Consider the following 19,431-nt stretch of genomic DNA (forward strand, 5'->3'; position numbering starts at 1 on the left):
ATATATCTTGTTGTAAGCAATTTTATTGATTCATATTACGAACTTTTAAATCAATAACAGTGTTAGTGTTATCCATTTTGAATGTGAGGTTTTGTCACATTCATTATGATTCGGAGAGTCAAGACAATATCCAATATAGTATTCAGACGTTTCGAAGTCAGGATAGCCTAATAATTCAATGATTTCTGTTTTTGTTTTACCTTTTAATTCGTACGTGTTCAGTAAGCCATTTATCATATTCCAACGAAGAAGATTATCTTTTTCTGATTCAGTCCAGTTTTTCCATTTTTTAGAATCAAATTTATCATTAGCATTACTTTTTTTGAGGAAATATCCGATTAAGATTATTGCTCCGAGAATCAGCAAACCATATTTTAAAACTTTACTAAATATTTCGTATAAATTGTTTACGTCCCATATAAGAAACGTAGGGCAAGTGATAAGCACTTTCGTTTCAGTTTATTACTTTGTTAAATATAAATATTTTGCTTTTATCTTTTTTGTTGAAAATGTCAAATTTTATATTTGGTGAATTTGCAAGTAAACGCATGCCTTTTGATAAAGCCTAAAAGCCCTATGTTTTCTTATACATTGTTGCCCACAGTTATTTGTCTACATAACTTTTACCTTTCCTTTTTAGATTTTACTAAATTACATTAGTGAATAGTTTATTGACTATTTTCCATTCGTCATTTATTTTGAAAAGAGATAAATAGTCATAATAATTAAAATCTAACATTGGGACGTGCAATTTTACCATTGCAATTTTGCCAAGAATATCTATTCCTACGATTGACATTTTTAGAATTTCTCCCAAATCATTCGGGCTTTTTCTATTTTTTACGGTTTCAATATATTCGTTAATACTTTTAAAATATTCGTTTGAATTTGTATCTCCATATATTTTTGCATTAACACTAAAACAAGTTTCAAGACTTGATGTATTACCGTAAAAGATTCCTTCGAAGTATTTATTAATTAAATTTTCAATTTCTTCAATGTTATCTTGATACATTTATTTTTTTAGTTTATTAAGTTTGTTTTCCGTTAAAACCCCAATTTTCAATAGGTATTTCTTCTATTACTACGTGAGTCGTTTCAGGTTTTTTATTTAAAATGGTAACTACTAATTGTGTAGCTCCTAAAATTAATTGTCTTTTTTGTTCTTTGGTTACATTTGTATCCGTAACTTTTATGTTCATATAAGGCATATTTTTTTGTTTAAAATAACTAAAACTAATTTTTAATCCCATTTAGAAATATTTGATACTGCGTATTTTCCTGCTCCCAATAAAAATATTGTGATTGCACCAAATAGATATAAGGCTTGCAGTTCAATTCCCCAGCCACCAAATTGATTAAGTGTAAAAATATCTGCTGAATGCCCTATTAAAATAGCAATAAACATATTGAATGTTAGAACTAAACTAGCTAATCTTGCTCTCCAACCAATGATTATAAATATTGGTGCAATTATTTCCCCTATGAAAACCAAGTATGCTATAAACTCTGGAATTCCAATACCATTTAATAAACTTTTGATGAATGAATAATGAGAAGTTAAGTTTGCAATTCCGTGGAATAGAATAAGTATACCAATAATCAATCTTTGTAATAGTAATCCCGCATCTGTGTTTTTAAAACTTTCTAAAGAGTTCATATCATTTAAATCTTAAAATTATTATGATACAAAAGTCAAAAAATGATAGAACTGACTACAGGACTATTGTCACTATTAATTTGTGACAAATATCACATGTCAAAGATTTTTTTAAGAATTTAATCGGCTTAAGGTTTCTCTACTGACACCTAAATAGGAAGCTATAAGTTTTTTAGGTACCCTTTGAAAAAGTTGAGGGTATTGTTCAAGAAGTAACTCATATCGCTCTTTTGAAGAATTTTTTAATAACGATAAGATTCTGTTTTGCAATGCTATTCTACCAAACTTACTTTTCTTTGCCCAAAATCGCTCCATTTTGTGCATTTCTTTAGTGAGTTTTTCTCTATTTTCGTAAGTTATGTATAGTAGGTCGGAATCTTCGATACAGTCTATATTTATTTTAGATTTAGATTGTTTTACAAAAGACTCATAATCGGTTATCCACCAATTTTCCATTCCAAACTGTAAAATATGTTCTTTTCCGTTTTCGTCAAAAAAGTAACTTTTTAGGCATCCTTTTACTATCCAATATTCTTTATCCGCAATTTCCCCTTCTTGTAAAATGTATTGATGCTTACGTTTGGTGGTAGTTTCAAAATGGCTCAAAATAAAATCAAATTCATCGTCTGTCAGCTGAATTATTTCTTCAATATGTTGTTTTAGAGGATGCTTCATTTAATTGTTACCAACGGCTTCGGCTATTGTTAGTGCGGGAGCAGGAAATCATTCGTTTTCGAGCTAGCACTTAGCCAAAGTTTATATTTTGTTTTTATATTTTCTAAAGTACTAAATTTAATACTTTGGCGACAAACCGAATAAGCAATAATTTCTCCTCCTTCAGTCGATTGGATTTCTAGGTCAGAATTTACTTTTTTATATGATGATAAATTATTTATGATAATTTTATATTCTGCTCTAATATCTCTTAAGGTTTGATCGTTAGATTGAGCGAAAACAAATCCTAATCCCCAAAATAGAGTCCATAAAGTAAATATTAGCTTTCTCATTTTTGCATATTCGTAAAAGGACATGGTTTACACAAGTTAAAGAGTAAGGTTTACACTAAATTAGTTTCAATTCTTGTCGCTTGTTTTTTTTCTTAGTTTTCTTTGATCAAAGAAACGTGGGGTAGGTTATAAGCTATATGTCTCAATTTGGTACTAAGCCAAATATAATGTTTTACTTTAATCTTTTTTGTTGAAAATGTCAAATTTTATATTTGGCTACTTAGCAAATAAACTCAGACCTTTTGATTAAGTTCTAAAGCCTTATATTTTTATAGATTGTTCGTATTAGTTATTTCCATTCGCTCTCTAAACGTATTGATTTCTTTTAAGTTGCTGTTTTTCAGTTTATATGAATAAAATCGTTTCTGACCAATAGACATTGATATTTCAAATGGTGTTTTAATTGTACTATTTTCTAACTCTTCTTCAATTAAATGTTTTGGTACAATACTGAAACCTTGATTGTGTTTTATAGATTTTATAATATCTATATAAGATGGTAATATATATCTTGAGACAATTTTGGGTGTGATATTGAATCTTGTTTCCCAAAACTTTTTTAAATCATCTTGCTCATTATCAAAAGTGAACCAAGTTTGTTTATGTAGCCATTTGATGAGTTGTTTTTCATCTTTTTTTAAATCTTCTGGAATTTCAATATCATTTGAGCAAATTATCATCAATTCTTCATTTTTAAAAAAAGTAAATTCATGGTCGTATTTAAAGTGCTTTTTTATTCCTACAAGTAATTGAACTTTATCAGCCTCAAGAGCTTCAACTAATTCTTTTTCATTACCAAAACATGTAACGATATACATATCGAAAGAATATATTACATGTCTTAATTCTTTCCTGAAAATATCTGTGGTACAACCAATTGTTATCGCATGGCGTTGTTTTTTTACTCTTTGGTTTGAATAATATTCTACTTTCTCTAGTTCTTGCAATGGGGTCTTTATTTGAGAATAGTAAAACCTACCATACTCAGTTGGGGTTAATTTACGTGTAGTTCTTTCAAATAATTTTTTTCCAATATGATTTTCCAGTGCGGCTAAATGCTTACTTACCCCAGGTTGAGTCATATTTAATTTTGTAGAAGCTTCTGTTATGTTTTTACATTCATATATTTTACTAAAAGTTCTCAACCATTCTAAATTAATCATAACTATAGTTATTAATTGGCTAACTAAAATAATTAAAATTATCAATAGGTTCTAGTTACTTTTGAAAAAAAAAGAAATCATGACAAAAACTTTAGTTATTAATTATACACCTAGAAATGGCTCGTACACAAAAATCCTATTTGACGAATTTGTTAAATCGGCAAGAGGAAAAACAGAATTAATTCACATAGATTTATCTGAAACGCCCCCAGATTTATTATTGGTAGAAAATCTTAATTTGATAATGGAATGGAATAAAGGGAAAAGATATTTTTCAAAGTCTGAACTCTCTCTTTTATCAAATCATCATAGATATATAAATCAAATACTAGAAGTAGATAATATTGTTGTAGCTTTTCCTATTTACAACTTTACCTTACCTGCTACGGTTAAAGCTTGGATTGATGCTATTGTAGTAAGTGATAAGACATTTTCTTTTAGTCCCGAAATAGGATTTAAAGGTCTATGCACTAATAAAAAAGCATTATCTATTATTGTAAGTGGTTTTGACTACAGTAATTCTGATGATGTAAAGGAATTTGCTTCATCAACAATAAAACAGAATTTTGATTTTATGGGAATAACATCGGAACAAATTTTAGCTTTTGGTGTTGACCAAAATAGAGATAGACTAGATTCAATTTTAAATAAGGCGAAATCAGAAATTAAGGAATTAGTAGATAGTTGGTTTCCTAATTAGTGCTAACATTTAGGATAAGAAACACAGGGCAGGTGATGAGCGATACGTTTCGGGCTGGTACTAAGCCAAATATAATTGTTGTCTTTTCGTATTTCATATTTAGAACAAGAATGTGGTATAGACAGCATTTACCTGTGTCTACGTTTATCATGTTTGTGAAATATGATATATAGGTCGGGGTATAAAGCGTTAATCTCATCCTGTTTATCATAATCCTCATATCCTACAATATTATTATTATTATAAACAAATAGTTTTAAATTTTTTAAGTTTTTTACAGAAGAGGATGGTATAGAATTTAGATTATTACTGCATAAATCAATAACTCTAAGGTTACTTAAGGATGATAAATCTGGCAGGGTTTCAATTTTATTTTTTGTCAAAAACAATTTTACTAAGCTTTTCATATCTAATACCCAATTAGGGAACTCTGTTAAACCAGATTCAGATAAATTAATTTCGTTTAGATTCAATCTTCTAATTTCCTCAGAATTCTCTAGAATTACTTGTGGCTTAACACCAATATTCCTCAATTTTTTTAAGTTTCTAAATGTTTTTGGTAATTTTATTTTCCCAGAAAAACTTATGTATTCTAAGTTAATTAATAAACCTATGGAATTAGGTATTTTTTCTATTTGATTCTCATGCAAATTTAACCTTTCCAGGCTCTTCAATTTGCCAATGGACTCAGGTAAAAAATTTAATTGGTTATTGGAAAAATATAAATAACGTAGCTTTTTAAGCTTGTATATTGATTCGGGTATTTTTTTTATTCTATTGTTAGTGAAATCAAGTATTTCTAAGTTTGGTAATTCTCCAATCCATTCTGGAATATCTAGAAGTTGATTATTTGAGAGATCTAATTCGATTAAGTTTTTATATGATTTAATCTCTAAAGGAACTTCCACGAGGTCTTTATTATTTAGATTTAATATTTTAATATCCAAAGGGTTTGAATTATTATCGATTCCATTTATCTCTTTTCCTTTTTCAGGTAATTTTGATAAAGGCAGGTCGGCAAGAGAAACGAGGATACTTTTTATTTTGGTTCCTTCAATGTCTAATTTTTCTAGCTTTTTAAGTTTTTTTAATGATTCTGGTAAACTAGCAATGTTTGTATGAGATATATTTAATATGCGTAAATCATTTAAGTTGCCTATATTTTCTGGTAACTTATTAATCCCGCTATCAGCGATGTTCAGTATTTTTAAACTCTTAATTTCGCCTAAAAAGTCAGGTGATTGATCTATTGTATTTTCAGCTATGCTTAGTACTTCTAGTTTTTTTAGTTCACTAATATTTATGGGTATTTTTGAAAAGCTATTATTATCTAGATATAAGCGTCTTAAATTTTTAAGTTGAGTAATAAAGTCTGGAATCTTTACTAATCCACCCCTAATTACAAGTTCCTCTAAGTTTTTTAGTTCTGTAATGGATTTAGGAATTCCCCTAGAGACCCTCTTTGGATTTAAATAAAGTCTTATTACACTTTCTTTGTTGGCTAAAGCCTCTTCCATTGAAGTATATTGTTTTATTTTTGAGTATGGAGGATTATGTTCTCCAGACATAGGTTTTATATTTCCTATTTTTAAACGATTAAGTTTAATTAATTTATTTTCTGAAGATACTTGACCTGAACATTGAAAAAGAAAACCAATAATAGTAATTATAGATATATATATCTTCATGTATAATTTATATTTATTTAATAGCTAATTTTTAAGGCATATAAACCATCGCTTTTATATGAAGCACAACGTGGTAGTGTATGATTAGTTGTGTTGGCTACGTATAAAATAATAAAAGAAAACTAACCAGAGGAGGATCTGTAGGATTTTTCGAGTAGGCGAGAACCCAACTATTAATTATAACAGTGTTGGCAACCGTTACTTAACTCCTCTATTTAAAATTATCAACTCCTTGTTTTTAATTTCTCTATTTGTCATTGGATAAAAGGCAACAGCATAATTATATTCAGTTGTTTTATTAATACTTGAAATAACTAATTTATCATTCTCCATCTGTAATACTTCGTTTGTCAAAAGGTTTTTAAATCCTTGCTCTCCTTTGCTGTAAAAAAACTCTAAAACCTGTTCGTTTTTGATCGTAAACCAACCATTACCAAACTCATTATTAAATTGTGTAACGAAGGTATCTTTTGCAATTTTTATAGGTTGCCAAGTATTATAAAACTTCTCTTTAATATCTATTAATTCTATATTTTCAGTTGTTCCATTAATTGAAATTACTTCGATAGAAACTTTTCCGTTCTCTTCACATAAAATATATGAATCTTGTTCAAATGATAAACTTAATATCTCCCAAAAAAAGTCCTTACTTGATTTGATTGTCCTATCTTTTAATACATTCCCTTTTTCATCAATTTGGCGATGTATCCAAACATTATTATCATTTGTTAATAAATGGATTTCATCATTTGATATAAATATCTTATTGTTTCTCGGAAGTGGAACTTTTATATTATGCTTCTTTTTTACTTTGTCATTCTTAAATTCGATAGCGAGTAGTTTATCAGGTTTTTTGTCAGACCAAATATCTACGTCATAAAAAATTGAAAATTGATTTGAGGTTCCAATGAAATTTCCCGTAAAAGGTCTGTTCCCTTTCGGTATTTCTGTATTCTCTCTATTAAAAATGGGAATGCTAATTTCTAATTCCTTGTCAGGATGATACGGAACAACCGAAATATAATTTTTTTGATCTGGGCTTAAAAACAGTGTTGGTAAAATCCCATCACCTTCAACAAAACTTTCTACATTTCCGTCTGTGTCAACAACTGTATAGACTAAATTATATGTTCCATCTTCTTTATAAATATAATTTGCTAAAAAAGTTTTTTCTTCAAATGAAATACTTTCTTTTGAAGAAATTTCTATGCTGGTAACTAAATTTGTTAATACTCCAAATTCGGTCTTTTTAACTCTAGACTTAAATGGATTTATACTATTAATGTTTTTCATATTTAGTTTTGAGTTGTTTTGTATTACTGCCAACGTTTCTTGTATGTTGCGTTTGCATGTATCGCAGGGTGCAAATGAATTATACAAACTATTAGCAAATGTTATTTGATTATAAGTTTAGTCACCTGTTTATTATCATACAACAAAAAATATAGTCCACTTTTCAAGCTCTCAACGTTTAATTTATAATTATTTGAGATATTTTTAGACATTATTTTCTTGCCTAAACGGTCTATTACATCTATTCTAACGGATTTATTTAATCCCACGAAATTTATATAATTAGAAGCAGGGTTTGGATAGTAGTTTAGTTTTTTTTCATTATCAACTATATTTAGGTCTTCGATATTTAATGTGTTATCAGTAAATTTCGATATTTTTAATCCATTCAATTCGGACATAAAAAAATCATTTCCATTTTTAACAATTCCTACAGGACCATTCAACCCCATAATAAAGTTAGTAGCAATAGGATTTGAGTTTGATATATCTGCTTTTGAAATTCTGTTTGCTCCAATTTCGGCAATAAATAAATCATTCCCCTCAAGAAATATTCCAACTGGGATGTTTAATCCGGTTACAACATCAGTAGTTGTTGGATTAGGATCAGCAATATTAATTTTTGAAATTTTATTGGCACCAGTTTCTGAGATATACAAATCATTACCATTTAGAATTATTTTAGCAGGACTACTAAGCCCAGTAATAACATCGGTTTTAGTAGGATTAACATCTGTTAGATTAATTTTAGCTATTTTATTTGCGTCTATTTCAGCAATATATAATTCGTCTCCATTTAAAGCTATTCCAGTTGGTCCGGTTAATCCAGTAATAATATCAATGGCAACGGGCGTTGTAGTTGTCAAATCCACTTTAAATATTTTATCTAAAGTTGATTCAGCCACAATTAGGTCAGTCCCATTTATAATCATTCCATAAGGTCCTTCTAATCCAGTTATAAAATCTATAGCAATTGGAGAGGAATCTGTCATATTTATTTTTCGAATAACATCCTGATCTGAGATAAATAGATCGTTCCCATTAATTATTAGATCGGTAGGCTCATTTAAGCCAGTAATCACATCTGACAATTGCGCTTTTACTGCATTAGAAATTAATAAAATTAAGATTAGTAAAAAATAGTATTTGTTTTTCATATTATTTTGTTTTTAATATTTGCTGTATATAGTTTTAGCAATGTACTATTTAAACGTCAATTTATTAATCATTTTATTAAATTCGGTTTCATTAACTTTATGTCCCGGCAATTATAAGTGTTTATATTATTTAATTTGCTCAGAAATACTTCTCGGAGATGGGAATCGGATTACACCTTTAAAGTTATTAGCATTTGTCCAAAAAGTTTTAATAACCCATTTTTCAATTTGCATTGAAATTACATTGATATAACTTTCTGAATTAGTATTTTCTATTCTTCTTAATTCATTATCGGATTCAGTGAAATTTGATTCCGTCATGCCTTTATTTTGGAAAGTAAAATATAATCTGTTTTTTAAATTGATATTTTCTTTTTTACGGGTTGAGTGAATGCTAGGCTTAGTAGAATAGTCTCTTTTTCAATTTGATTTATTAGGTCAGAAATTAGATCAGAGTCAGATTCTGTTTTTAGAGATTTTAAAAGCCAAATTAAAAATTTGGCAGACTTTTTAAATATACACAAACCTTTTGGATTTGTACTTATTAACTACGTTTTATACACCGTGTTGGCAATAGTTGTTTTTAAGTATCAGTTGGAACATGATCCCAATCATCTCCCCAGCCAACTAACCAGCTCATTCCATACCTTCTTTCATAAACCACACTTGGGTCTAACTCAGCAGGCATTTCTTTTTCAAAAATTCCAAATAATTGAGCATCTCTAACTCTCCAATGCTGATTATACAGTTCTTCTTCCATATTATTAAGGTCGGAGTCAGTTCTCAATTTAATTTTGTTTTTAAATTCATTGGGATCATTGATTATTTCTGACAATCCATTTATTGAATAAACATCAAATTTTTGGTTTAATGGAGGCATACGTTCAATCATATTTATTCCCCAAAGTAACGAAGTTAGCGCTTCTGCTCTCCAACTAAAATCTCTGATTGTATTTTGTTTAGGTGAATCCATATTTAGAAAAATAGTTTCTTGATGCGAAAGATATTTTTCAATTGAATTATTATTAAACCAATCAGTAAATTTAGAGTCATTTCCTTGATGAACTTTTCCAATAACAGCTAATAAGGCTAAAACCCTTTCTGCAACTTCTATTGGTTTTCTAACGACTATTTCATCTTCTTGTTCATCCTCAAATTCTGTTTTTATGTCACTCATTTTTTTGGATTTCCTTTTTTTAACCAGTTCTACATTTTTCTCTAATTCTGACTAACGTCAATTTTGTTTATTGATTATTATGCTGTTGTTAAACCCTAAATCTTCGGGTTTTAAGTCAAATTTATCGATTTGTTTTTTAATTCTTTTGACAAGCCCTAGTTTTCTTTTTTGATCGAGGAATAAATATAGTTTAGGCGGTTGGTATTGTATTTTCTTAGTTATCATATTCCATATTATTACTGCCAACTTTCTAGCTGTTGCGCTTACCGCTGAGTGCCTTCCCTTCCTGTAGGCTACTCTTCTGAAAAAATCAGAAAGATGAGTATCTTTTAAGTTTCCAATAGCATTTGCTGCTTGCCTGAGTGCTATTTTGAGTCTGTTACTTCCTTTGGGCACTCTATTACTTAGTATTTTTCCTCCAGATATTTTGTTGTTGGGAGCCAACCTTAGCCAAGAGGTAAAATGTTTAGCAGTAGGGAATTTTTTAAAACCTTCAGGTCCAATTTCGCTCATAATGCTAAGAATGGATGAATGACTCAATCCTTCAATTGCAAAAAGGTCAACACCATCAAAATATCTAAAAGCAATTTGATTCATATTTTTAATTTTAGGAGCATTTTTATTGATTCTTTTATAAGTTTTTTCTGTTGTTTTGAGTTTTTTTCTTTCGGGATATTGTTTGAGTTCTTGTTTTATAAACTGCTCAATCTTTTTGTCACAAGCTTTTATGTTTCTTTGGAAGAATTGATAACTTTTGAGCTCTTGTTGCAATCCAAAAAGGAAGTCTTCTCTATTATTACCGTGTAGCGCTTTTGCAATTTCTTCTTTAGGTTTTCTACAGTTAAAATGCCGATGTTCTGCTAGGTTATATGGATCAAGATTACCTTTACAGATATCTTCAATGATTTTCATTCCAGTAAGTCCGCAAACATCTTTGACTACTACATCCAATCTGAAGTTCAGTAGTTTTAGATATTTCTGCATTTTATGTGTTGCAGATGAAGCAAGTTCAATCCAATTTGTTCTTTGTCGGCAATATGTTCGTAAATGTTCAGTAACAAGATCTGGTAGAAAACTTCCCGTAAGTAGCCCAAGAGTATGTAGTTTTTGTATCCATCTACAATCTTTCACATCGGTCTTTTTTCCTTTGGCATTTTTAGTGAATTTCCCATTGACTAGTACTACCTCAAAACCAAAACTAATAAGTTCCGTATATAGATTCTGCCAATAATCTCCTGTAGATTCCATAGCTACAGTAGTTACATCGTTGCTCACAAACCACTCACATAATGAAGTCAAATCCTCAGCATATACGCCAAACTCTTTTACATCTTCTAACTCTTGACCAATAGCAGCATAATGAGAACGACTTCCAATATCAATTCCTGCTGCATTGAAATTCACCACATCCATTCCTAGTTTCATTTTTCTTTCCATTTTAAAAAAATTAAAGATTCATAAAAAATGACCCTAAGGAAATGTAACTTTGTACTTGAAAATTATTCTGAACGGGGTAACTGAGCAATCAGTTCCACCACTGAAATTATCAACAAGCCTCTGAACCACGAATTCAGAGGCTTTTACATTTCAACCAGAATTACGCCCGAGCTATTATGCATCAGTTTAAAAATCGGCCTTTCATAGGATCACAATAAAGTTCGGGACTTCGTAACGTTAGCAAAAGAAATTAATAGAGTTTCTTTATGTGGAGAATTACTGCCAACGTTTCGGCTATGGTTAGTACGGGAATTAAAAGTAATGAACTTTCGATTAAGCACTTACCTAAAGCGTTGTATTTTGTTTTATCTTTTTTATTTCTAAAGCCAAATCAAAAGATTTGGTGGACTTTTTAAATATACAGAACCCTTTCGGTTTAGCATTTATTAGCTATGTTTTATAAACCGTGTTGGCAACCGTTTTCCATTTTATACCACCAATACTCACCGCTTATCTTTCCTCTTAATTCCTCAAAAAGCGGAGTAAATCTTTTAAAATCATACCTTAGACTTGGCTTGGAGTTGTTAAAATAACAATATGCAGGTTTATGTATATCAGTTACAAGGGAGACTAATGAACCATTCCTGATAAAATTTTTGAAAACCAATGTTTGTCTATCAAACGAATCTAATTTTTTTAGCCTTTGCAAATCAAATTCAAATACAGAATAATTGTCTGCCCAAAAATACTGACTTATTCTTTTTAGACTAGGGTGAATGTCCTTCTTTAGTATACCATTCCAATAGACTTTTTCCTTTGAAACTGCTATTTTCGAATTCCACAACTTAATCTCCAAGGGAGTATTTCTTTCAGGATGTAAATTTTTCCATTCATTCATATAGGTGTCATCAAAAAATAATTCTAAGTAATCTTCTCGAATCTTTTTTCCACCTGGTCCGTAATAATAATGATTCTTATCTTTTGCATAAAATCTTCCAATAGGTTTGAATGAATCAAAATCTATCTTAGATTTTACTTTCGTTAAAAAGAGTTTTGTGGAATTACTTTTTTCAATTAATGAAAATCCATATAGCTCATCTTTATTTCTGATAAAAGTAGGGCTTAACCATTCACAATCGTTTTTATCAAAAATTATAGATTCTCCTTTTTTGTCATTTATAAACCAATTTGATTTTGTTTGCGTTTTATATTCTAAAAAATAATTTTCAACTAAGCGATTATTTTTGATAACTATAGTTGATATTATCTCAAATTCCCTACACCTAGGTACATTTCTGTGTAATAAGTTTTGAGATATTTTCATTTCATTAATGGTTTACAACGTCCAGTATAGAAACGTAGGGCAGGTGATAAGCACTATCGTTTCGTTTTATTACTTAGCTAAATATAAATATTTTGCTTTTATCTTTTCTATTATAAACGCCAAATTTTATATTTAGTGGACTTTCTAAATAAACACAGAATTTTCGATTAGCACAAGTGCTCTATGTTTTTTATACAGTGTTATCTGCTGGCTTTTTCGTTATAGTTAAATTCTGATGAAGTTTAGGTTATGAACTTTAGTAAGGACATTTTTCAGTTTGAAATGTTAATATAATTTATACTGTAGCAAAATTTAAGTTGATTCGTCTTTAAAATATAATCAATCAAAAAAAATCATGAAACGTATTTTTTCTACCTTATTATTATTTATTTCAATAATTCTTATAAATTGTAAAAGTCCCACTTCGATAGATTCTTATATAGAAGAGTTAGCGGCAGAAGGTGATTTTAACGGAAATGTTTTAGTTGTTAAAAATAGAGTAACGCTTTACGAAAATTCTTTTGGTTTTTCAGATCCGTCTAAGAAAGTGTCTCTTACAAAAGATTTTCGTTTTGGTATAGGATCGGTGTACAAAGAGTTTCCCGCTGTGTCAATTATGCAACTTCAAGAAAAAGGATTGCTAAATGTCGAAGATAAAATTGATAAATATTTAAAAGACCTTCCAAGTTGGGCATCAAAAATTTCAATTAAAAACTTATTACAGTACACAAGTGGACTTCCAAAAGTTGAATGGGAAAAGTATTTAGGAAAAAATGAAAAAATAACTGAGAAGAAAATTAAAAAGGATTTACAAAGTATTGAAGAATTAAATTTCGAGCCGGGTGAAGATTATTTATATACCAATCATAGTCCACAGTTATTGTCCAAAATTGTTGAAAAAATTACCAAACAAACATTTACAGATTATGTAACCGAGAACCTATTTATTCCTTTTTCTTTAAACACAGCCGTTATTCCTCCAGAGTTTCCATTTGTAGATAAAAATTTAATGGCTATTCCTTTTAATGAAGCTAATAAAGAAGATTCCTGGAATGTTGCGCTCCCTGGAGTTATGTTTGCGTTTACTACAAATGATTTATATCAGTGGATAGATAACCTTCATGCATATAAAATTATAAATAAAGAATCGATGAGATTTTTATCTGAAGAAGCTGATTTTCTTGGAAATATCCAAGCGCCATTAGGTTTTGTAGAATGGAAGAATAATAAAATTATTGAACATTCTCATCATGGCGAAAATGGAAATTATGAACTCATGTTAAGAAGATTTTATAAAGATAAAGATGCGCTAACTATTATAGTTCAAGCAAATCAGAAACATGAAAATGTGAGAGATATTTCAGATGAAATAAAAAGTATTTTAAAATTCCATTAAATAGGAAAATGCTACCTTTTACAAGATCGTTGATCAGTTGTTTAATTTTCTTGACTTCCTCTGTTATAAATTGAGTTCGGCATTTTTTCTAATTGCACCTAACGTATAGCTGTATGGTTATAGGCCTTTTCATAATCAAGCTTTTCTGGCCATTAATTATACAGCATGTTGTGTGTTTTAGCACTTAACTTTGCAAGTACACACCAAGTTGGAAATTCCGAAGGAATTTCTAAAGTAGGCGAGAACAAGCAATTACCTATACCCATTGTGCCTGTTGCACAAGTTAGTAAAAAGGATTAATTTCATGATATGCAAGGAAAAAAGATATATCAAGAGAAGTTGTTTAGTGATTTCCGTTTAAGTGATCGTGTAGCGGAGACCAATTTTTATTATCGTTTAAAGAGTGTTTTGCATTTAGACTTTTTATATAAAAAAACCAGTACCTATTACGGTAGAAGTGGTCAACGTAGTATTGATCCTGTAGTGTTTTTCAAGCTTTGTTTAGTTGGTTATCTAGAAAATATTATAAGCGATAGAAAGCTTATCGAGCACTGTAGTATGCGCTTGGATATCCTCTATTTTGTGGGCTATGACATTGATGAGACACTACCTTGGCATTCGACTATCAGTAGGACACGCCAGTTGTTCCCTGAAGAAATTTTTGAACAAGTATTCATCCACATTTTGGAGATGTGCATCGGCAAGGGTATGGTAAAAGGGCGCACCCAAGCGATAGATTCTGCACCCGTAAAAGCAAATGCCAGTATGGATAGTCTGGAGTTAAAAGTTCCTTGTCAAGATTTAGAAGCACACTTAGCTGCTGTACGCCATATTAGCCATCGGGATCAAGAGGTTTTTCGCAAAGCCAAGGAAAACAAAGCCAGTGAAGAGCAGCAAAGTATTACTGCCACAAAACAAGAACTAAAAAGTATTGAGTCCAGGAACAAGAACTGGAGCAAGAATCAAGACAGGCGCCCAGGTGCAAATAACAAGGGTAGCCGTTATACAAGCAACAAGACACACTACAGTCCAACCGATCCAGATGCTAGAATAAGTGTGAAGCCAGGCAAGGCTCGAAAACTCAATTATAGCAGCCAACTTAGTGTAGACACGGCAAATCATGTGATTACTGACATCAAAGCTTATCATGCAGATGGTAAGGATAGTCAATATATGGAGGACATTGTAGATCGTGTTCAACGGCGGTTGTGGAAGTCAGGATTTCAATTAGAAAACGTACTGGCAGATACAGGATATAGTAGCGGAGAGGTGTACGCTTATTTAGAAAATAAAGAGATCAAAGGTTACATACCACCACATGGCACTTACAAAGGTGGTCCAGATGGCTTTGAATATATAAAAAGTGAAGATCATTATATCTGTCCCAACAGAGCAATAGTACCTTTCAAGAAAGTGTTCAAAGACTACCGTACCCAAACCTTAAAGAAAGAATACCGTATTTCCAGTAAAATATGTAGAGACTGTCCACTATCACTTAGCTGTTTGGGAAAAACAGCTAAAGAAAAGAAATTTAGTGTAACCTACTATCGGGAGGAATATGAGCGTAACAATGCTCGACTAGCCACTCCCAAAGGCAAAGTAATGAAAGCCAAACGGCAAAGTACTGTAGAGCCTGTTTTTGGAACCCTCACCCAGTTTATGGGACTGCGCAAGATCAACACTATTGGCATAAAGCAGGCTAACAAAGTGATGCATCTATCGGCAATGGCTTATAATTTAAAGAAATATCTAAAATTCACAGAAAAACGAGTAAAAAGTGAAGCAAAAGCACTTGCTCCTCTTTTTTTTGAAAAATTGGTCTTAATACAAACACTAGCCTTCATTTTAAGCACTCAAATTTTTGAAATTTCAACAAGCATTTTCAAAATAAAAGAGGTTTAAAATAGTATTTTTAATGTCAACCCCATCAAAAGTTAAGTACTTGTGCAACGGTTACCATTGTTAGTGGTTGTTTATTTCCATCTTAATTTTTTCATATCTTTTTAATATTGGCCCGACAATTGTTTGTTTTTTCAAAATTTCGATTTGCTTATTTAATGCGTTAAGATGTGTTGTTTTTATAGATTCGGTATTACTGCTAGTGGCTATATTGGGAATTACACCCGTTCCTTCCCAATCTGTTTGAGTTATGGGATGAATATTATGTGATATTGGAAGTTGAATCATAAAATTATCATTTACTTCTATATAATCAATTCCATGCGCTGCGCCAGCAGAGGTTTGTCCAACGATTGTTGCTTTATTAAAATGTTTCATACAATATGCGAATTTTTCTCCAAGAGAAAAAGTTTCCTCACTGACTAAAATAAATATAAGTTTATTAAGATAACGTTCTCCCCCAACTTCTTTAAAGGTGTATTCGGATTCTGTCTCTTCTGTGGGTCTAGTATAGTTAGATGACCATAATATGGATTCTTCATCAAAAAAATAACTTCCTAAGTAAGTATCAGTAGGGCTATATCCGCCTCCATTTTCAGTTAAATCGATTATTAATGCGTCTGTATTGGCGATGAATTTCATTGTAGCATCAAGAGTAGATTTTGTCCACTCTAAAGGGTGCCAAAAGTTATATTTTATATATCCGATATTTCCACCAAGTATTTCAACTTTCTCAAAGCCAAAATTCTCTTTTTTTGCGTACCATAAGTCCCAATCGATTCTTACTTCTTTCTTAGGTTTTTTTTCATTCTCGTGTGCAGCCTGTCGGTTGAGTTGTTCACGACTATTTTTTACATATTCGGGGTGGTATCGAACTTTAAAATGAAGGTCTTTGGTTACTTCTACAAGGTCATCGGTTAAAACCTTTTCGAATTTTTTGTAGTCTCTAATATCATTATATTTCCCTGTTAAATTTAAACTATCTAATGAATTATTTATAGACTTAACTTTGTCATTGAAAACATAATTTGAATCGATTAAGACTTTGATGTTTTCAATCACAATATTTTTTTCGCTCTTTGATATGGATTTTTGAGAATAAATTAAAATAGGTTGTAAGATTAATAATATGATTAAAACTTGTTTAAATCGTAGCATACTTGTTTTTTTTGAATTTGATTATAAAGTTTAATATTTAGAGCTGTAAATATTTTTGCGTTTTTCTGGTAAAGAAAACTTTTTTGGTCGTAAGATGTTTTGAATTTTCATCATTAAATGTCCTAAACTATAGTTTCAGACTATTTTTTGATTATGTCCTTTCGTTTGACTCTTTACTTAGATGAAAAGATCATTATAGCAAAACAGAATGTTAATCTTTAAGGGTGATAAAGTATTAAACTTATTTTTTTGTTAGAATAAATTATAACAATATTTGAACTCAAAAATAAATCTTAAGCAAATGCATATATCTCTATATGAGTTTTTCCTTATATTAATTATAGGTCAGTGTATCTTTTTAATTTTTGCAATACAGTATATTCCGAAAAAAAATTCAGGAACAAATAGAATTATACAGTACTTATTAGCTATTTATAGCTTCTACTTACTTGAGAGGGTTATTAGTTCTGAAATAGGATATTTTGTTGTCTATAAATATCGATATCTATTTAATGTTTTTTATCTTTTTATTGGTCCTTTGGTGTATACTTATATTCGTCGGTTGTTGTTTTATGAAAATGACAAATACCACTTAGCATACTACCATTATCTACCAGTAATATTTTATTTGATATATGGTTTTTTTCATATTTACAATTATGATTCTATAGAAAACTTAAGTAATTATGCGGACACTTTATATTTAACAATTGAAATCTCATTTTTTATCTCTATTACCGTTTACCTGATTAAATCTTACAGCCTTTTTAATTATTATAAGAAGAATGAAACTAAAGAGTTATCCTTTAGTCCAAATAGTATAGAATACATACAAGTAATGCTCTTTTGCTTGGCAATGTATATGTTTTTTTGGTTACTAGGTGTTTTTGAATTGTTCGATCTTATTACAGGGATTAAAAGGCCGTTAATTCATGATATATCCTGTTTAATCTTTGGTGTCCAAATTTATATTGTTAGTTTTTATAACCTAAAATACCCTGAGATATTTAAAATTCGATTTCCCTCCAATAATGAAAATGAGTCTAAAAAGAAAACTAAACTTGACAAAAAAGAAATAAATAAGATTCAAAATTTGGTTAAAGCTTACTTCGAAGAAAATAAAGGATATCGTAGATCAGAATTAAGTTTGTCTATTTTAGCGAATGAAATTAATACGACAACGAATAAGTTATCATGGGTTTTAAATAACATCTATAAAAAAAAATTTTACGAACTGGTTAATGAATATCGTGTTGCCGATTTTTCACAAAGAATCAACGAAAATAAGCATAAAGAATTTACATTAATTTCTATAGCATATGAAGTTGGATTTAATTCTAAATCTACCTTTTACAAAGCGTTTAAAGAGATTACAAAAGTCACTCCTACAGAGTATATAAAAAAGATTGAAAATTCTAAGGAATCAGATAAAAGTGAATAGTTTTCTGAAATGACCGCCAACAATAAGTGTAAGAAGAGCGATAGCGTCGTTGATTAAATCGTTTGCGCAGCGTTAGCGAAGACAAAGTATTTGATCAATGCATTCTTACATAATGTTATGTGCTTTTCTTTTTTGATTAATTTATCGTAAAATTAAAAAATAAAATCTCAGTTGTTCTATTTTGGCAGGCAAAAAAACTCCCAACTTTTTCGGAGCTACCCAAACCTATGGATTTATAGATCAGTCTATAATCTGTTGGTGCAGGGAACTTAATACTCCGTTTTCCATTCTGATAAACATTCCGCAATTCCGCTTCAAATTTGACTTTGTAAAAAATTTTCGCGACCTTGATCAAGTATTTATAACGTGACAGCGTTTGGATAGTGTAACTCTCCACGATACCATCGCAAAATACTTGGGCAATTCCTTTTAGCAAAGTATTTGTCCGTACTGCATATCAGAATAAAACTCCGTAATACCAGCGTATCCCTTCGAAAAAATTGTCAGATCAAAATGGGACAATTGCACCTAACGCCAAATATATGCACTGTTGCATATATATCCAATTGTAATCGTTTATAAACGTAGAATTAAACGTTTAATTCTACGGCTAGCTTTTGTTTTTTGTTTTAAAAGTAGTATAAAATTCCCCATATAACAAAACGACGTATCAGTAAACAGGTAGTTTTGATAGGTTTCACTGTCATTGTTTTTATGTGTTTGTAGGGATCATCGGGGATTATTAATCTTACCTCATATACTTTTTTATATATCATCCTTTCTTTTGGTGATTCGTAGTTAGGTTTTAGGCGCTCGCTGCAATCTTATGTATATAATCGTGTATGATGTATCGGCCAGCGGTAATCTGTTGGTGTCTCGCGTATATTTTTATATATAAGGTGTTGTTTTTTATCGATCAGCGGTATGTTTT

Annotated in this window: 19 protein-coding genes; 4 read left to right on the forward strand and 15 right to left on the reverse strand. The window is 30.2% G+C overall.

Annotation, left to right across the window (positions count from 1 at the left end):
- Positions 1-45: 45 nt before the first annotated feature.
- The 7 genes from D1818_RS19590 to D1818_RS19620 all read right to left on the reverse strand — a co-directional run bounded on the left by D1818_RS19590 (position 46) and on the right by D1818_RS19620 (position 3,830).
- On the reverse strand, positions 46-447 hold the full coding sequence (locus tag D1818_RS19590; protein WP_118460966.1) for a hypothetical protein: 402 nt from the start codon (positions 445-447) through the stop codon (positions 46-48).
- 199 nt (positions 448-646) lie between these two features.
- The gene (locus tag D1818_RS19595) at positions 647-1,015 is read right to left on the reverse strand and encodes a nuclear transport factor 2 family protein (RefSeq protein ID WP_118460968.1); all 369 of its coding nucleotides are present in this window, start codon (positions 1,013-1,015) and stop codon (positions 647-649) included.
- Positions 1,016-1,031: 16 nt separating this feature from the next.
- On the reverse strand, positions 1,032-1,202 hold the full coding sequence (locus D1818_RS19600; RefSeq protein WP_233558651.1) for a 4-oxalocrotonate tautomerase family protein: 171 nt from the start codon (positions 1,200-1,202) through the stop codon (positions 1,032-1,034).
- A gap of 41 nt (positions 1,203-1,243) precedes the next feature.
- Complete coding sequence (locus D1818_RS19605; protein ID WP_118460970.1) at positions 1,244-1,660, reverse strand: DoxX family protein; 417 nt, start codon at positions 1,658-1,660, stop codon at positions 1,244-1,246.
- A gap of 111 nt (positions 1,661-1,771) precedes the next feature.
- The gene (locus D1818_RS19610; protein WP_118460972.1) at positions 1,772-2,335 is read right to left on the reverse strand and encodes a Crp/Fnr family transcriptional regulator; all 564 of its coding nucleotides are present in this window, start codon (positions 2,333-2,335) and stop codon (positions 1,772-1,774) included.
- Between the two features lie 29 nt (positions 2,336-2,364).
- A complete protein-coding gene (locus D1818_RS19615) occupies positions 2,365-2,667 on the reverse strand; it encodes a hypothetical protein (protein WP_147406235.1) in 303 nt (100 codons plus the stop codon).
- Between the two features lie 269 nt (positions 2,668-2,936).
- The gene (locus D1818_RS19620; protein WP_118460976.1) at positions 2,937-3,830 is read right to left on the reverse strand and encodes a LysR family transcriptional regulator; all 894 of its coding nucleotides are present in this window, start codon (positions 3,828-3,830) and stop codon (positions 2,937-2,939) included.
- A gap of 79 nt (positions 3,831-3,909) precedes the next feature.
- Between D1818_RS19620 and D1818_RS19625 the strand changes: the two genes are divergently transcribed.
- The gene (locus D1818_RS19625) at positions 3,910-4,530 is read left to right on the forward strand and encodes an FMN-dependent NADH-azoreductase (RefSeq protein WP_118460978.1); all 621 of its coding nucleotides are present in this window, start codon (positions 3,910-3,912) and stop codon (positions 4,528-4,530) included.
- Positions 4,531-4,658: 128 nt separating this feature from the next.
- On the opposite strand, the gene D1818_RS19630 is transcribed toward D1818_RS19625, so the two are convergent.
- The 7 genes from D1818_RS19630 to D1818_RS19660 form a co-directional block, all read right to left on the reverse strand.
- Positions 4,659-6,098, reverse strand: coding sequence for a leucine-rich repeat domain-containing protein (locus D1818_RS19630; RefSeq protein ID WP_162897289.1), 1,440 nt, complete (start codon positions 6,096-6,098; stop codon positions 4,659-4,661).
- A gap of 318 nt (positions 6,099-6,416) precedes the next feature.
- Positions 6,417-7,511 carry a hypothetical protein gene (locus D1818_RS19635; protein WP_118460982.1) on the reverse strand — a complete coding sequence of 365 codons (1,095 nt, stop codon included), beginning with the start codon at positions 7,509-7,511 and terminating at the stop codon, positions 6,417-6,419.
- 101 nt (positions 7,512-7,612) lie between these two features.
- A complete protein-coding gene (locus tag D1818_RS19640; RefSeq protein ID WP_118460984.1) occupies positions 7,613-8,668 on the reverse strand; it encodes a T9SS type A sorting domain-containing protein in 1,056 nt (351 codons plus the stop codon).
- A gap of 126 nt (positions 8,669-8,794) precedes the next feature.
- Positions 8,795-8,989 (reverse strand): hypothetical protein, encoded by a 195-nt coding sequence (locus tag D1818_RS19645; protein WP_118460986.1) that lies wholly within the window; start codon positions 8,987-8,989, stop codon positions 8,795-8,797.
- A 262-nt stretch (positions 8,990-9,251) separates the two neighbouring features.
- Positions 9,252-9,845: a DUF4272 domain-containing protein gene (locus D1818_RS19650; protein ID WP_118460988.1), complete on the reverse strand. Its 594-nt coding sequence runs from the start codon at positions 9,843-9,845 to the stop codon at positions 9,252-9,254.
- A 57-nt stretch (positions 9,846-9,902) separates the two neighbouring features.
- Positions 9,903-11,282 (reverse strand): IS110 family transposase, encoded by a 1,380-nt coding sequence (locus D1818_RS19655; protein ID WP_118456823.1) that lies wholly within the window; start codon positions 11,280-11,282, stop codon positions 9,903-9,905.
- A gap of 457 nt (positions 11,283-11,739) precedes the next feature.
- Positions 11,740-12,606 (reverse strand): DKNYY domain-containing protein, encoded by an 867-nt coding sequence (locus D1818_RS19660; RefSeq protein WP_118460990.1) that lies wholly within the window; start codon positions 12,604-12,606, stop codon positions 11,740-11,742.
- Between the two features lie 355 nt (positions 12,607-12,961).
- Between D1818_RS19660 and D1818_RS19665 the strand changes: the two genes are divergently transcribed.
- Together D1818_RS19665 and D1818_RS19670 are read left to right on the forward strand one after the other, a co-directional pair.
- Entirely contained in the window at positions 12,962-14,002 is a 1,041-nt protein-coding gene (locus D1818_RS19665) for a serine hydrolase (RefSeq protein ID WP_118460992.1), read from the forward strand.
- A gap of 309 nt (positions 14,003-14,311) precedes the next feature.
- The gene (locus D1818_RS19670; protein WP_205487257.1) at positions 14,312-15,904 is read left to right on the forward strand and encodes an IS1182 family transposase; all 1,593 of its coding nucleotides are present in this window, start codon (positions 14,312-14,314) and stop codon (positions 15,902-15,904) included.
- Between the two features lie 60 nt (positions 15,905-15,964).
- Here D1818_RS19670 and D1818_RS19675 read toward each other — a convergent pair whose 3' ends face one another.
- The gene (locus D1818_RS19675; RefSeq protein ID WP_118460994.1) at positions 15,965-17,059 is read right to left on the reverse strand and encodes a S41 family peptidase; all 1,095 of its coding nucleotides are present in this window, start codon (positions 17,057-17,059) and stop codon (positions 15,965-15,967) included.
- Between the two features lie 301 nt (positions 17,060-17,360).
- Between D1818_RS19675 and D1818_RS19680 the strand changes: the two genes are divergently transcribed.
- Complete coding sequence (locus D1818_RS19680; protein WP_118460996.1) at positions 17,361-18,500, forward strand: AraC family transcriptional regulator; 1,140 nt, start codon at positions 17,361-17,363, stop codon at positions 18,498-18,500.
- The last annotated feature ends 931 nt before the right edge of the window (positions 18,501-19,431 follow it).

Source organism: Aquimarina sp. BL5 (assembly GCF_003443675.1).
Lineage (GTDB): Bacteria > Bacteroidota > Bacteroidia > Flavobacteriales > Flavobacteriaceae > Aquimarina.

Excerpts from the sequence above, each read along its gene's own strand:
- D1818_RS19660 (WP_118460990.1), bottom strand. The coding sequence starts at position 12,606 with ATGAAAATATCTCAAAACTTATTACACAGAAATGTACCTAGGTGTAGG.
- D1818_RS19620 (WP_118460976.1), bottom strand. The coding sequence starts at position 3,830 with ATGATTAATTTAGAATGGTTGAGAACTTTTAGTAAAATATATGAATGT.
- D1818_RS19600 (WP_233558651.1), bottom strand. The coding sequence starts at position 1,202 with ATGAACATAAAAGTTACGGATACAAATGTAACCAAAGAACAAAAAAGA.
- D1818_RS19670 (WP_205487257.1), top strand. The coding sequence starts at position 14,312 with ATGCAAGGAAAAAAGATATATCAAGAGAAGTTGTTTAGTGATTTCCGT.
- D1818_RS19645 (WP_118460986.1), bottom strand. The coding sequence starts at position 8,989 with ATGACGGAATCAAATTTCACTGAATCCGATAATGAATTAAGAAGAATA.
- D1818_RS19680 (WP_118460996.1), top strand. The coding sequence starts at position 17,361 with ATGCATATATCTCTATATGAGTTTTTCCTTATATTAATTATAGGTCAG.
- D1818_RS19635 (WP_118460982.1), bottom strand. The coding sequence starts at position 7,511 with ATGAAAAACATTAATAGTATAAATCCATTTAAGTCTAGAGTTAAAAAG.
- D1818_RS19610 (WP_118460972.1), bottom strand. The coding sequence starts at position 2,335 with ATGAAGCATCCTCTAAAACAACATATTGAAGAAATAATTCAGCTGACA.
- D1818_RS19655 (WP_118456823.1), bottom strand. The coding sequence starts at position 11,282 with ATGGAAAGAAAAATGAAACTAGGAATGGATGTGGTGAATTTCAATGCA.
- D1818_RS19675 (WP_118460994.1), bottom strand. The coding sequence starts at position 17,059 with ATGCTACGATTTAAACAAGTTTTAATCATATTATTAATCTTACAACCT.
- D1818_RS19640 (WP_118460984.1), bottom strand. The coding sequence starts at position 8,668 with ATGAAAAACAAATACTATTTTTTACTAATCTTAATTTTATTAATTTCT.
- D1818_RS19665 (WP_118460992.1), top strand. The coding sequence starts at position 12,962 with ATGAAACGTATTTTTTCTACCTTATTATTATTTATTTCAATAATTCTT.
- D1818_RS19615 (WP_147406235.1), bottom strand. The coding sequence starts at position 2,667 with ATGAGAAAGCTAATATTTACTTTATGGACTCTATTTTGGGGATTAGGA.
- D1818_RS19605 (WP_118460970.1), bottom strand. The coding sequence starts at position 1,660 with ATGAACTCTTTAGAAAGTTTTAAAAACACAGATGCGGGATTACTATTA.
- D1818_RS19625 (WP_118460978.1), top strand. The coding sequence starts at position 3,910 with ATGACAAAAACTTTAGTTATTAATTATACACCTAGAAATGGCTCGTAC.
- D1818_RS19630 (WP_162897289.1), bottom strand. The coding sequence starts at position 6,098 with ATGTCTGGAGAACATAATCCTCCATACTCAAAAATAAAACAATATACT.
- D1818_RS19595 (WP_118460968.1), bottom strand. The coding sequence starts at position 1,015 with ATGTATCAAGATAACATTGAAGAAATTGAAAATTTAATTAATAAATAC.
- D1818_RS19650 (WP_118460988.1), bottom strand. The coding sequence starts at position 9,845 with ATGAGTGACATAAAAACAGAATTTGAGGATGAACAAGAAGATGAAATA.